The organism is Desulfomonile tiedjei (genome assembly GCA_016212925.1).
Taxonomy (GTDB): Bacteria; Desulfobacterota; Desulfomonilia; order Desulfomonilales; family Desulfomonilaceae; genus JACRDF01.
Genome location: JACRDF010000050.1, coordinates 210,045 through 224,376 on the forward strand (window position 1 = coordinate 210,045; position 14,332 = coordinate 224,376).

The 14,332-nt window shown below is 54.4% G+C and carries 11 protein-coding genes; 9 read left to right on the forward strand and 2 right to left on the reverse strand.

Annotated elements, in window-relative coordinates:
• Nucleotides 1-36 precede the first annotated feature (36 nt).
• The 8 genes from HY913_23115 to HY913_23150 all read left to right on the forward strand — a co-directional run bounded on the left by HY913_23115 (nucleotide 37) and on the right by HY913_23150 (nucleotide 11,214).
• A complete protein-coding gene (locus tag HY913_23115) occupies nucleotides 37-1,764 on the forward strand; it encodes a hypothetical protein (protein ID MBI4966188.1) in 1,728 nt (575 codons plus the stop codon).
• An 801-nt stretch (nucleotides 1,765-2,565) separates the two neighbouring features.
• Entirely contained in the window at nucleotides 2,566-3,759 is a 1,194-nt protein-coding gene (locus HY913_23120) for a thiolase family protein (protein MBI4966189.1), read from the forward strand.
• Nucleotides 3,760-3,981: 222 nt separating this feature from the next.
• On the forward strand, nucleotides 3,982-6,081 hold the full coding sequence (locus HY913_23125) for an enoyl-CoA hydratase/isomerase family protein (GenBank protein ID MBI4966190.1): 2,100 nt from the start codon (nucleotides 3,982-3,984) through the stop codon (nucleotides 6,079-6,081).
• Nucleotides 6,082-6,167: 86 nt separating this feature from the next.
• Entirely contained in the window at nucleotides 6,168-6,809 is a 642-nt protein-coding gene (locus tag HY913_23130) for a TetR/AcrR family transcriptional regulator (protein MBI4966191.1), read from the forward strand.
• A 26-nt stretch (nucleotides 6,810-6,835) separates the two neighbouring features.
• The gene (locus HY913_23135) at nucleotides 6,836-7,978 is read left to right on the forward strand and encodes an acyl-CoA dehydrogenase family protein (protein MBI4966192.1); all 1,143 of its coding nucleotides are present in this window, start codon (nucleotides 6,836-6,838) and stop codon (nucleotides 7,976-7,978) included.
• A 201-nt stretch (nucleotides 7,979-8,179) separates the two neighbouring features.
• Nucleotides 8,180-9,328 (forward strand): CoA transferase, encoded by a 1,149-nt coding sequence (locus HY913_23140; protein ID MBI4966193.1) that lies wholly within the window; start codon nucleotides 8,180-8,182, stop codon nucleotides 9,326-9,328.
• Between the two features lie 135 nt (nucleotides 9,329-9,463).
• Nucleotides 9,464-10,006, forward strand: a complete 543-nt coding sequence (locus HY913_23145; GenBank protein ID MBI4966194.1) for a hypothetical protein — start codon at nucleotides 9,464-9,466, stop codon at nucleotides 10,004-10,006.
• Nucleotides 10,007-10,806: 800 nt separating this feature from the next.
• Nucleotides 10,807-11,214, forward strand: a complete 408-nt coding sequence (locus HY913_23150; protein ID MBI4966195.1) for a hypothetical protein — start codon at nucleotides 10,807-10,809, stop codon at nucleotides 11,212-11,214.
• A 325-nt stretch (nucleotides 11,215-11,539) separates the two neighbouring features.
• Here the strand turns inward: HY913_23150 and HY913_23155 are convergent, their stop codons facing one another.
• Nucleotides 11,540-12,265: a pentapeptide repeat-containing protein gene (locus tag HY913_23155; protein ID MBI4966196.1), complete on the reverse strand. Its 726-nt coding sequence runs from the start codon at nucleotides 12,263-12,265 to the stop codon at nucleotides 11,540-11,542.
• Between the two features lie 265 nt (nucleotides 12,266-12,530).
• Complete coding sequence (locus HY913_23160) at nucleotides 12,531-13,652, reverse strand: DegT/DnrJ/EryC1/StrS family aminotransferase (GenBank protein MBI4966197.1); 1,122 nt, start codon at nucleotides 13,650-13,652, stop codon at nucleotides 12,531-12,533.
• Between the two features lie 251 nt (nucleotides 13,653-13,903).
• Between HY913_23160 and HY913_23165 the strand changes: the two genes are divergently transcribed.
• Nucleotides 13,904-14,146: a hypothetical protein gene (locus tag HY913_23165; GenBank protein ID MBI4966198.1), complete on the forward strand. Its 243-nt coding sequence runs from the start codon at nucleotides 13,904-13,906 to the stop codon at nucleotides 14,144-14,146.
• Nucleotides 14,147-14,332 lie beyond the last annotated feature (186 nt).

Here is a 14,332-nt window from a genome sequence, read left to right on the forward strand (position 1 = left end):
AGTATCAGCGCTGTGTCGGGAAGAGAGAATTTAGGATTGGGTGAAACTGGTCCGGACACGAAAATTGTATCATGGACCGCCGCGGGGTTGGTCGTATGCAGCGTCAGTGCCGCAATACTCATCGGGAACATCGGCTTCCAGGGTGACGACTGGTGGCAATTCGCGTGGCCGTACTGGAATTCGTTTCCTTACTCCATCTGGGAATACATTAAGGAATCCCGGCGGCCTGTCGAAGGGCTTTACACGGTTCTGGCCTTTGAGACCTTCGGACTGAACAGGATCTGGTACAATCTCTCGGCTTTGCTCTTGTCCATGGGGTCTTGCCTGCTCATGGGAGCTTGCTTGAAAAAAGCTTTTCCGGGCAGGGACTCTCTCGTGGTGTTAAGTGCCCTGTTTGCGTTTGTCCTGACCCCCCTTTCCAATCTTCTGTACATGTTTCATACGGACAATTCTCGACTGTCCGTATTGTTGTTTTGGGTGTCTGTGTGGGCTTTTCAGCGATGGGCTCAGGTTTCGCCGTCGTGGCACGGGCTGATATTGCCCGTCCTTCTTTACTACCTGGCCGCGTTTACTTACGAGAATACGACATTCCTCATCTTTTCCGTTCCGCTGTTCGTCTGGCCGATTCACACCCGGAACCAAAATGGATTGTCATACCGGTCTTTTCTGCTTCGGGTCGGCACAGGAATTACGGCAGCCTTCACGGTTTTCGTCTTGGTCAGGTTTGCGGTTTTTTCAGGGGGTGCGGTGGGGCACAGCTCCTTGATCCCGCCCTGGAGCCTGGCATGGACATATATCACCAACTTGGCGCTATACTGTTTGATTCCATTTCGGGACCTTTCCGGCGACAAACTGGCCTGGACTTGGGGATGCCTGGTAGCATTGATAGCCTCAGGCTTGCTCTATCGCGCCGCGAGTGGGGATTCTTCGAGCCGCGAGAAGCCGGCCAGTTGGGAACGAAGTTGGCTTTATGTAGCTGTGCTGGGACTGGCTGTTCTGGTGCTTGGCATGCTGCCCTACCTGATGGCCGGATATGATTCCTCAATGGGTTTTACCAGCCAAAGCCGCATTTATTCCGCGGGTTCGTACGGAGTGGCAATACTACTGGGCTTGTCGGTTACGGCTCCCAGGAGCCAAGGAATGCGGTCGGTGATGAAAGTTGCCGCTGTTGTTGTTATAGCTTTGATGGCGGTTTTCTTCATGGATCTGAGAAACAAGTGGCTGGAGGCGGCCGAGAAGAGGGACCAAATCTGCGCAAACCTTGTAGAGCAAGTCCCGGATGTCGCGCCGGGCACGACGTTCCTGTTCCTGGACCTTCAGTGGTACTTGCCCGATCACGGTGCTCAGAGCGCCGTAGTGTTTCAGGGGGTTGATGGGCTGGGCCAATTTGTGCGCATGCTGTACGACAAGCAGGACCTCCACGCCTACTTCCTTTATCCAAAAGACCAGGTGAAGGGTGACAAGGAAGGGCGCAGCGCAACAGCATCGCAGGCTGGGCTGGTAGCTCGCGGGAGCGCGATCAGACCGCCAATCCCGCTGGACAGCCTGCTTATCTTCATGCGCCAGGGGTCAAAGCTGGTTCTTCTTGACACTATCTCCGAGCGCGACTCTCTTGCTGCGATTCACTGGAATGGTGTGACCGCCATACATTCGAACAAAAATCTCATTATGCCGCCGCGCGAACCCAACCGTCCACGGAAGACACCTTGCCCATCAACTCCTGCAGGCAGGTATGCCTCCATAAAAGGTCGAACCACACACTAGGGTCTTCACGTCGTCTCTATGAGAGATCACCCAGCGAGCAAATTGGTCGTCAGGCCAGTTTTCTACCGGAGGACAAAAAGTCTGCTCCTCTCGGTGCGGCATCATTGATTCCGGTACGATTCTTTCCGTATCTCTTCCACTCATGGCACATCTCCGTATTCGATCCGTTACGTCATTCTAGATGCGAACATCCGCGATTCGATTCATGCCGAAAAAAGAAAGGGCGGGGCTCATACCATTGCGCGGCCAAACAATGAATAATCCCTTGAATCAGACACTGACCTGGGCACCAGGTCAGTGCTGCTTTGGCTGCGAGGTCATCTTCACAGTTTGAAAGCGAGCCGATATCATTTCAGCGCGTGGTAGGAGAAGTAGTTTCATTGTAGCAATTGCCAACAAACAATGTCCGTTGGCCCCCAACGCCCCCCACTATTTTTGATTTGCTCACCCCGTCGTTGCAGCGAAAGCGGGAACCCAGGGAATCCAGCGAAACGCGGGACTGGATTCCTGCCTTCGCAGGAATGACGGAATGGCGTCCTCCCGAATCAGGCAAAAATTTTGGCAAACACTTTAAAGGCAGGCATCAGTGCCTGCAATGTTTACATCCATGAAAGGCATGGGTACGAGACCCGCAGGGTGTTGCAAGCAAGAAATTCTTGACAGAGGCGCGCGGGTGGGTGATTATCACTTACCTACTCCTTGTGGGGTTCATATAGCCCATACTTCGCATAATCAGTTAGCTATTCACTAGGTTAGTTACATTAACCCACCCCCCACCATCCCGATTGACGCGGAGGGTACATGTCAGGACAATTCGTCATCGTAGGCGCCAAAAGGACCGCTTTCGGCAGGTACCTCGGCTCACTCTCCGAAATGGAGCCCCTGGAACTGGCTGTTCACGCGGGACGAGCCGCTCTCACGGCCCAGGGAAACGATCTGGGGAGCCACATCGACCAGGTATTTGTCGGCAATTGCATGCCGGGCTCTTTTGAGACCGGCTCGGTGGCAGGGCGGCAAATCGCCCTCAAGCTGGGCTTGGATCGCTTCACAATCACGCTTGATACCGCGTGTTGCTCACCGCTGACAGCGCTTCGGATGGCTTGGTGGGCGCTCCGGCTCGGGGAAGCGTCCGCGGCCCTGGTTATCGGGGTCGAATCCATGAGCCGTGTCCCGCATACCAGCAGGGAATTGAGGGCCGGTGTGCGGATTGGAGAAGTGAAGCTCAAGGATTCCATCTTTCCCATCAGTTATCCGGGGTACAAGTCTGTGGCGGAGGATGCATCGGACGGTGCTGAAAAATACCAGGTCCCAAAGCGGCTGCTTGACACGTGGGCAATGGCCTCTCATTCCAAGTGGGCCAGGGCTCGTGAGGGCGGCAAATTTGACGAGGAGATCGCTCCTATAGTTGCCAGGAAGGGAAGAGAAAAATCCATCTTCTCAGTGGATGAATCCCCCCGGCCGGACAGCAGTGTAGCCGCGATCGAGCAACTCCCCGCTATCTTCGGATCCAAGACAACCACTGCGGGCAACGCCCCCGGACTAAGCGACGGAGCTTCAGCCGTAGTGATCATGACGGAGCAAAAGGCGCGAGAACTCAATCTCACACCTCTCGGCAGAATTGTCCACATGGCTGGGGAAACCGACCAGCCCAACGGCATCTCATGGATACCTGCGCTTACCATCCGAAAAGTCTTGGCCGGAGCCGACCTTGACCTGCAACGGATGGATCTGATCGAGATCAACGAAGCCTTTGCCGCGATGCCTTTGGTGAGCACCAAGATCCTCGCGAACGAAGACTCGGACAAGTGGTACGAGCTATTGAGGATGACCAACGTCAACGGCGGCGCCATCGCATTGGGCCACCCGGTAGGCGCATCAGGCCTCAGAATTATGATGACCATGATGTATGAGCTGCGCCGACGCGGTGGCGGCTTGGGCGTCTCGGCCATATGCGGCGGCCTAACCCAGGGTGAAGCCGTCATAGTCGAGGTTTGAGAGAGTGCAGGATGAAATTGCGGGGAGGCCCTTTTTACAAAAAGGGCCTCCCCGCACCCCTCCCCAAAAACTTTCATATCCTGCTTGTTGAATGCTTTCCGCTGATAGCGGAAAGCATTCAACAAGCAGCCTGCGCCATTTCGAAAGAGCACAGGGATGATTTTCAGACCTCTTCTTTTTAGAAGCGCCGCACTATAACCGAGAAATTCAACAGGAGGGAGCATGCCCGAGATCATTTACAGCCTGGATCAGGCTTCTCGATTTGCCACAATGGTCATAGACACAGCGGGGCCTGTAAACACCATCGGCCAGCAGTTCATAACCGATCTGGAGAAGGCCGTTGCTAGTGCGCTAAAGGACGAGGTTCGTGGAGTCGTTGTGATCTCGGCAAAGAAAAAGAGCTTCCTCGACGGGGCCAACCTGAAGGAAGTATTGACCGGCGGCACGCCTCAATTAGTTCGCCAGATACTGCACAGATTCCAGGAGGCCCTGGACGCCCTGGCTAAAGCACCTTTCCCTGTGGTGGCGATCTTGGATGGCCAAACCGCTTTGGGCGGCGGCTTGGAACTGCTGTTGTGGGCTTGCGACCATGTGTTTGCCACCCCGGATTCAAGAGTGGGGCAGCTTGAAGTGAGCGTTGGGCTTTTCCCGGCAGGCGGCGCTACTCAGACATTGCGCCGTGTGGTGGGTTTCAAGGCAGCCGTGGAGTTAATAATCACAGCAAGAATAAGCTCGGTCGAGTCTTTTTCAGGTTCCGAAGCCTTCACCTTATGTTCTTCTGCCGAATTGAGGCCAAAGGCGTTGAGTTGGTTGGCCGATCATCAGGGAGTCGTAAACCGCAATTACGATCCCAATTATCATGAACCGAGCCCTATTAGTGATGACGAAAAACAGAAGATTCTAAACGCGGCCAGATTCAGGTACACCATATGCCCTGACCGCCCTAACATGCTTGCCGTGATCGAAGCTCTGGAAGCCGGCCTGAGGTTGCCGTTCGATCAGGCGGTCAAAAACGAGATCGACCTGTTCGTTCCGATCATGTTTCACCCGAATACGCGCAACAAGGTAGACCTCTTCTTTCTTGCCACAAGCGTTGGTCCGAAGCTGGCCAAGATCGACCCTTCCGCGGCCGTGCGCGCCGACAGGATCGCCGTAATCGGAGCCGGCCTTATGGGCCAAGGTATAGCTCAAGTGGCTGCGGACAAGGGAGCACACGTTACTCTGATCGACGTGGATGAAGAGAAGGTACGGGCTGCTGTGGACAACGTCGACCGTTCCTTGGGAGACCGGGTCGCTCGCGGCAGATGGAGCCCGGGTCGAAAGGAAGCGGTCATGTCCCACATCCAATGGACCACGGACTACAGCGACATCAGGGACGTGCCGTTGGTCATCGAATGCGTCTTTGAGGACCTACCCTTGAAAAGGAAAATCCTCGCGCAGGTCCAGCAAGTCAATCCCGATGCCATATTTGCGTCCAACACTTCCACAATACCCATGGCGGATATTTCATCCGAAGCGTCCAGGCCTGAACACGTTGTAGGGATGCATTACTTCTCGCCGGTACCGCTGATGCCGCTACTCGAAGTGATTCAAGGTCCGTCGACAAGCAGGCAGGCGCTGGCCACTGCGGTGACAGCGGGCAGAGCCATGGGAAAGACGGTGATCCTCGTCGGTGATGGTCCGGGTTTCTATACCAGTAGAACGTTCGGCAATTTTGTCATGAATGGTTTCATATTGGTGGAATTGGGCCTGTCGCCGTGGGATGTAGACTTTTTGGCTTTGCAGGCAGGATTTCCGCAGGGACCATTGCATGTTTACGGCACCACAGGCGGAATGGTCGTGTACCACGCAAGCCGTTTCATGGCCGAGCGATTCCCTGACAGGATGACTGTGCCCCCGACTCTGACCAAACTATACGAAGCAGGATACGTGGGCCTGGGGAAGCCTTCGTTTTACGTGGACCCGCGGAAGTTTGTCCGAGACGAATCCGCGCTGGCTCATGTGGTGAGAAGGGAAGGAATGCCTAGGCCGACCGATACCGAAGCAAAAGACATCCTTTTGCTCGGAATGGTGAACGAAGCCTTCTGGTGCTTGAGTGAAGGGATCCTACGCGATTATTACAGCATGGACCTAGGCGCGGTCCTGGGTATAGGCTTTCCTGATTGCTGGCACGGGCCGGGCCGGTACGTCAGCCAGCGGGGCGTTAAGGCGGTTCATTCCAGACTGACGGAACTATCCGAAAAATTCAACATGCCTGCCCTGGCGCCTGCGCCTGAATTCGAGCGACTCATCGCGTGCGGTCTGGACTCATCGCTTGTGTAGGACCGTGAAGCCTTGGCGAGGACCTTTTTTCAGAATGGATTCCAACGATAGTTGCTTCCGCGGGTGCCGTGGGGGCGAGTCCTAGAATGGGAAAACCTCACATCAAAAAGATAAATGACAGGCATTTGCCCCCTGGTCGGGTCAAGATCGCGGAAGCCCTGAGATCTCTGCTCGCGGAGAAGGAGTTCAGCGCGATCACTACTTCTGAAATAGCCAAAACAGCCGGTGTGACCGAAGCCCTCATTTACAAATATTTCCAGGATAAGCGGGACCTGCTGCATCAGGTCTTGAAGGAATACATGGAGGATTTCCTCTCACGAGGGCAGATGGACCTGCGGGGGATCAAGGGGGCCCTTAACAAACTGCGAAAGCTCATTTGGTCTCACATCAACATGTATGCCGCAAATAGGGTGTTCGCCAGGATCTTACTGCTGGAAGTAAGGAACTATCCGGACTATTTCAAAAGCGACGCGTACGAGATAGTCCGGCGGTACGGCAAGATGGTCCGACAGATTGTCAAAGAAGGTATCGAAGGCGGTGAAATCCGCGACGACATCTCGGTGTCTGTCATCAGACAGGCTGTTCTAGGGGGGATAGAACATGTATGTCTTCCCGGAGTCATCTTCAATCGCGACATCGAAGCCGACAAACTCACTGAAGAGCTTTGCGAGCTTATCTTTAACGGTATAGCTCAAACTCACTCCAGCCCGGACAAGGGCTCAGAGTGACGGCTCACCTCTCGGGAGGCCCAAACATGGAGATTATCAACTATTCGGAAGAGCACCGGATTTTCAGAGACGCGGTTCGAAAATTCTTTGAAAAAGAGGTCGTTCCTTACATTGAAGAATGGGAGGAGGCCGGTATAGTCCCCAAATCAGCCTGGAAAAAAATGGGGGAACAAGGTTTCTTGTGCATGGACCTTCCTGAGAAATACGGGGGAATGGAAGCGGACTTTCTTTATTCCGTCATCCTTATGGAGGAACTCACAAGGACAAACCATTTCGGCCTGGCGTGTTTCCTCCACAGCGACATAGTGGTCCCTTACATAACCTCCTATGCCTCTGAGGAGTTGAAAGAGAAATACCTGCCCGGTTGCATATCCGGAGACATAATCACTGCCGTGGGCATGACCGAGCCCAACGCGGGGAGCGACCTTGCGTCCATACGAACCACAGCGGTCGATGACGGTGACCACGTGATAATCAACGGGCAGAAGACCTTCATCAGCAATGGCCAGAACTGCGATCTGATCGTCCTCGCGGTCAAGGACCCGTCGGTGAAAGTTCCGCACAAGGCTATAGACCTCTATGCGGTCGAAGCAGCCACCCCCGGATTCGACAAGGGCAGAACGCTGAAAAAGGTTGGGTGGCACAGCCAAGACACTGCTGAGCTTTTCTTTACTGATTGCCGCGTTCCCAAAGCAAATCGCCTGGGAGCTAAGGGCGGGGGCTTTGTCATGCTTATGGAAAAGCTCCAACAGGAACGCCTCGTGTGCTGCATCGGGGCCGTGAGCGCAGCGGAAAACATCCTCAATCTTACTATTCAGTACTGCAAGGAGCGAACAGCCTTTGGGAAATCTATCTCCAAGTTTCAGAATACCCAATTCAAGATCGTGGAGATGGCTACTCAGGTGAAGCTCGGCCGGACATTCATCGACAAGCTGATTGTGGATCACATGGAAGGCAAGGATGTGGTGCTGGAAGTATCTATGGCCAAGTACTGGATTACCGAAATGGCCATGCGCGTGATCGACGGCTGCTTGCAACTCCACGGCGGGTACGGCTACTGTGAGGAATACCCCGTGGCCCGTGCATGGAGAGACATGAGAGTCTTTTTGATCTTTGCAGGCACCAACGAGGTGATGAAAGAGATCGCGGCGAAACGCCTCGGGTTGTAAGCGTCCCATTTGAGGGGCCTTGACCCAAACGGGGTTCAGTAGAGTCAGTTACCAAGAAACACTGTGAAGTTTGCGATCGCGGATCTCGGGCACGGTCCCGCGGGACGCGGGATGCCTCTACGGAAAGCCGCAACCCTCCGGCCGCTGCCTCGTGATCCGGAAACAACGTCCCTTTGTACAAACAACTTTTGGTGGTGGAAAATGTCCCAAGCCCTGAACGGACTGAAAGTGCTCGATCTGACCATGAATCTGCCGGGTCCGTACATGACCTGGCTCCTGGCACTACTTGGAGCAGAGGTAGTCAAGCTGGAGAACCCCGCCGGTGGAGACTATGCCCGTGCTCTCGGCGGCAAACAGAACTCTCCTTTCTTCGAGGCGGTCAATCGCAACAAAAAGAGCGTAGCCCTTAACCTGAAACATGCTGATGGCAAGAGGCTTTTTCTCGAGCTTTTGGACCATTACGACATCATGGTGGAAGGATTCAGACCGGGCACCATGGAAAAACTCGGCCTGGGATATGACACCACCAGCGCTCGAAATGCTCGACTGATCCACGTTTCCATTACGGGCTACGGTCATGACGGCCCTTATCGCCTCAGGGCCGGCCACGATATAAACTACTTGTCCCTGGCCGGCGTCATAGGAATGACCGGAACCGCGGATGGCCGGCCCGGCATACCGGGTGTGCAGGTCGCGGATTTGGCAGGTGGCAGCCTCATGGGCATTGCGGGCCTGCTGGCTGCGGTAATCCAGCGGGAAAAGACGGGACAGGGACAATTTGTAGATGTGTCCATGTTTCATGGGTCATTCTCCCTTGCCACTATGGTTTTCGCGGGTGTCGAATCCGGTTTAGAGCAGCCCGAACCAGGAAAGATGCTACTGAACGGGCGATTCCCCTGCTATGGACTTTACAAGACGGCTGATGACCTATGGATGTCCGTGGGGGCCTTGGAATTCAAGTTCTGGGAGAATTTCTGCAACGCGTTGGACCGGAAAGACCTTGTGGCCAGCCAGTTTGGCGGCCCCGAGGTTGTCGACGAACTGCGACGCCTTTTTGCTTCCCGCACTCAAACCGAATGGGTGGAGGTCTTCAAGAATGCCGACGCTTGCTGCGAACCGGTGTTGTCTCTGGCCGATGCCTCCAACTCCACTCTGGTTGCGACCCGTCAAATGATTAACCGGAATCGTGAAGGCGGGCGGGCACTCGGTTTCCCGCTAATTCTAGGGCATTCACCTGTGCCTGATGACATTCCCGCGCCGGCTTTGGGTGAGCACACTCGCGAGATTCTGGAGCAATTGGGCCTGGGGCCGGATGAAATTGAATCTTTGGCCAGACAGGGAACAATTTGATCGCGCGTCAAAGAATTTTTGTATGCAATTGTCGCAATTTGGCTAATAATTAACTATAGGCCATTTCGGACCCAGATTGTATCATCGCTGTAAATTGCTCTGTTGACCGAACTGTTGCCGGACAGGAGGCCGAACATGGAATACAAACACATTGACGGCGCGGTCCATTCGCGAATAGCTTCCACTCCACCAATCATAAACTCGGATCTGGCGTACCAATACGGTATTCAGGTGGCCTCCTTTGTGGAGGCGAGCGAATTCACGCACTTCGGCGAGGGCCAGAACGTCAAGCTGAGGCTGGTGCTTGACCGCGGAACCAAAAGAATAACGTGCCACGCCAAAATTGATTGGGCTAAAGAAGATGAGGCCACCGGACAACACCTTGTGGGCTTCGGCCATTTGTCCCTGACCGACGAAGAATTCCAAGTGCTGCAAAGGAATTTCGTTGAGAAATCCCAACAGCCTCTTGAGTTCGGAGTCAAAGTTCGAGACAAAGCCCGCGAAGCGGAATCCGTGACGGTCAGTTCGGAAGCCAAAGAAATTATGAGGCTCAAGGCGGTTAATTTCCCGGTTAGTGTAATCGAGGCAATTGACGAGAACAGAGGAGATGTCCCTTTTTCCCAATTCGTAAGCTTGGCGGTGCGGGATTACATCCGGCGCCAAAACGCGGGGCGATAACAAAAACTCTATTGTTGGTGCCCTGTTCCCCTTGCAGCGGCTTAGTGTCCATAGTGATTCTCAAAAGTTTTCGCGGAATGAAGCCTCAGTGGCGCCTGAGTCAACGGCGGCCAATAGGCCGCCCTACGGGGGATGACACCAAGCCTGGGACTACAAACGTAGGGCAGCCTATTGGCGCCGCAGACTACGAGGCGAGTCAAGATGAAGCCGGCAGTGGCATCCACCACAAAAAAATCAAGTTAAATAGTAGTTGCCAAAATTTTTGTCCGATTCGGGAGGTCTACATTCCGTCATTCCTGCGGAGGCAGGAATCCAGTCCCGCGTCTCGCGAGATTCCCTGGGTTCCCGCTTTCGCGGGAACGACGGGTGAGCAAAGCAGCAATGGTAAGGGAGCCGTCGAATCACAACGGACATTATTTTCGGCAATTGCTATAATGCCATATTGTGGGGACCGCCATTTTTTGGTGGGCAATGGGATATACTTTGTTGGCTTTTGGTATATTGGCCGCGTTTGATATATACAACTTCCCAATATACTTCGCCTTTTCCTGAATTACGTAACAGGAGGTGACAGCGTGAAAAAGGAATGGAGGTTTTTGAGCTTCCGATGGTGGCTCGTTCACTTCGTCGGAATGGCTGCCGTGTACGCTGCGGGTCGGCTGACAGCCGCATTTCTCGGGAGGTGAAAGATATGCTCCAACACTTGATGTATCCTAAGCGTGGATGGATAATTGTGCATGTCGTGTCAATTTGCCTCATGTTCTTGCTGGGTTATCTAGCAAAATTCTAGCGAGGATGTCATGAATACACAGCAGCGTCTCCTGTGGACGGCCTTACTCGGCCTTGCGATCGGCGGAACCATGCTGCATTACAGGATTCACCCGCCCAGTGAAGGAGGAATGCACCTGGTGGCCAATATTGGGACCGCACTCGACTTGGTGGTGGTGGGCATATTGTTCCTTTACAGAAGCACCGCGGTCTGGGGTTTGTTGCTAAACGGATTTCTGGCCTTCTTGGGCATTATTCTTATGACCGACTTTTCCCTGTCCGCCACGCTTCACGGCTTTGTCAAGATCAAGCCGTGGGACAGCCCCGTGGGCTGGCTCCTGGAAACCACCTTTGCTGACATAGTAATCCTGTTGGCTGACTTCCTGGTGGGAATCGCTCTGTATAACTCAATAATAGGCCGCGCCAGGGAAAGATCCTAAGCTCAGCCGGATCCGCTGTTACATCGATCACCAAAGGAAATGTCCAAAAACGCGTCCAATCGAAGTTGTCGGTGCTTACCTCGTTCGGCGGGCACGGCCCGCCTACGATAGGAGGCGACGTTTCCCGTAGGGCGGGCCGCGCCCGCCGAATCACGGTTGTTGTCAAAGGCGCTGGGGGAAATAGACTTCTTTCCGCTAAGGCTCTGCGCCCAACCGGATAAGGATTTCGGCAACCCATAAACGAACGGGGAGGCAAATCGTCTTGCCGCAATAACAGGCATCTCCATTGGGATTTGGCCGCCGGTGCAACAAACTGCTTCTCCAGCTATTTTTTGGCCTTCGAGAGGTCTACGCCCGTGAGATTGGCGCCGGTGAGGTTCGTTCCCGCAAGGTTGGCTTCGTTAACATCGGCCCCGGTGAGATTTGCCTCGCTCAGATCAGCCCCGGTGAGGTCCGCACCCGCCAGGATCGCGTTTGACAGATCAGCCATTGTGAGACAGGCCCGGGAAAGATTGGCTACGGTCAAGGTCGCGGCGGTAAGATTGGCCATAGTGAGGTTAGTCCCAGCCAGATCCGCCCAAAACAGATCGGCTTCCACCAGGGTCGCGACTATGAGGTTGCTCTTGGACAGGTTCGTCTGGGACAAATCAGCACGGGTGAGATCAACCCCGGAAAGGGCTGACCAATACAGATCGGCGTTTACCAAACTTGCTCCCTCCATGCTCGCTCCTGTAAGGTCCACCCCGGTTAGGTTGGCTTCAGTAAGATCCACCTTCTTGAGGATTGCGCCCGTAAGAATGGTTCTGGTCAAATTGCACCCGGCCAAATCCGCTTCGGACAGGTCTGCCTTGGTAAGGTTAGCTCCCGACAGGTTGGATCCGGAGAGATTGACCTTCGAGAGGTTGAGCCCGGCAAGGTTCGCTCCCGGAAGATCCAGCCCCGAAATATCAGCCCCGGACCTCACAAAGGTACGGAAAAAGGCTTTGAGGGAGTCTGCTTCTCCACTCAGAGCTATCTCGCGGGTGAATCGATTTCTTATCTCAATTTTCACGGGTTAACCCTGATCGCGTGGCAATCGCTGCGGTCTCGCGGCCTGCGGAAATATATAGAGATGTCGGTTCCGGAAAATTCCCTTTTTGAAGCCACATTATATCAATGCGCGGTCAAAGAAGTAACAATGAATGAGCCCACTTTGGTAAATCTCCGAGGCTAAGCCAAGCTGTCCCGTTGCCAGCCGGGGAGATCTGCCGGGGTCGGCAAGCAACTGTTTTCTCAAGGCTGATCGTGCAAAAGCGCATTGGTACCAGGTATGAACATCAGCTCGCCGACAAATAAAAGTCCCTCAGGCAGCGGACAACCTTCGCGGTTTGCCGGTCGGTGAGGCCGGGGAAAATAGGGAGGGCAAGGACCTCACGGGACGCTGCTTCGCTTTCAGGCAATGCTCCCTCCTTCACGCCCAAGTCCGAGAAGCAATCCTGCAAATGCAGCGGAACCGGATAGTACACAGCCTCGCCGATTCGATTGGCCATGAGATGTTTCTGAAGCCGATCTCGTTGCTTTACCCTAATCACAAATTGGTTGAACACGTGGCTTGCATAAGGCGCTTCCACAGGGAGCCTCAAGTGCCCCGCTTCTTGAAGGTCTGAGAGCGCCTCCTTGTAGAAGGCAGCATTACGCCGCCTCTGGTCATGCCAATCCTCGAGAGCGGGGAGCTTCACCCGCAGTGCCGCTGCTTGAATTGCGTCCAGCCGGAAATTCCCGCCCACTCTGGAGTGGTAGTACCTGCGCTGCGCGCCATGGTCTCTCAGGCTCCTGATGGCCGCTGCAAGATCCGCGTCGTTTGTGGTCACCAAGCCGCCATCTCCGATTCCTCCCAAATTCTTTGACGGAAAGAAAGAAAAGCAACCCGTGTCCCCCATGCTTCCGGCCATGCTGTCTCGGTACCGCGCGCCCATGGCTTGAGCCGCGTCCTCTATGACCTTTAGCGAATGCCGCCGAGCCACGTCCAGGATCGCGTCCATGTCCGCGCACTGTCCAAACAGGTGAACCGGGATAATCGCCTTGGTTCTCGCGGTGATCAATGCCTCAAGTTTTGTGGGGTCCATATTGAAAGTGTCGGGACTGATGTCGCAAAAAACCGGTTTGGCCCCCACACGATGAACCGACCCGGCGGTCGCAAAAAAGGTGAAACTCGGCACGATGACTTCGTCTCCATAGCTTATGTCCAGTGCCATTAGTGAAACGATAATGGCATCAGTGCCTGACGACACCCCCAAAGCATATTTCGCGCCGCAATACGCCGCTGTTTCGTTCTCGAAGGCTTCCAGCTCAGGTCCGCCGATAAACCGATTGCTCTCCAGAACCCTGACAACTGCTTCTCTCATCCGGCCGGCCAGCGGCTGATGGATTGGCCTCAGATCCAGTAAAGGCACTTCCAACTCAGAATCGTCGTTGGGCCAAACAGGGTTATCTCGCACGATTCCTCCAATACGATTTACGCGGTAACACGCGGCAAGAAGGTTCCCCTCGCAGTTTACCCCTCTAAAAGGGCATTAGTATAGCGGCCTCGCTGCCGATTGTAACGGAGCGAGGTCCTCCAAGCGTTCCCGGCGCACAGGGTAGCCCTTGACATTCTTGACTGAAACATTGAAAATTAGCTACCAAAGCCATTACTTCCCGCAGACCAAAGATGCAATCAATAAAAGTCTTTTTGGACCATTTCTACTTTGCGCTCGTATGCGTCGCTATTGGTCTGGTCGTTTTGCATTTATTGCTCTCCGGCATAAGCTCGGATTTCTCCTTTATTGATCACAAGCTGGTCACGGGCTGCGCGTGGTTGGGAATCTCTGCCATTCTGGCCGCCATTCTCACGTATCGGACTATCCGGGGCCAAAGGCGTCCCGACATTACTTACACGCGGAGGCAGGTTTGATTCGACGGTAGTGGAAGAGAACTGGCGCTCGCTTTGGTTGGGGCCGAAAACGGCGTTCTGCAAATTACGATCTCCCCGTAAGTTATACGTCTGAAAAGACATTGAGAGGAGCACCCTATGGAGCGGGTGGAGCACGGTTAGTCCTGCCCGTCATTCCGTGTCGGAAGAATGGGGAAATGAGTAGCG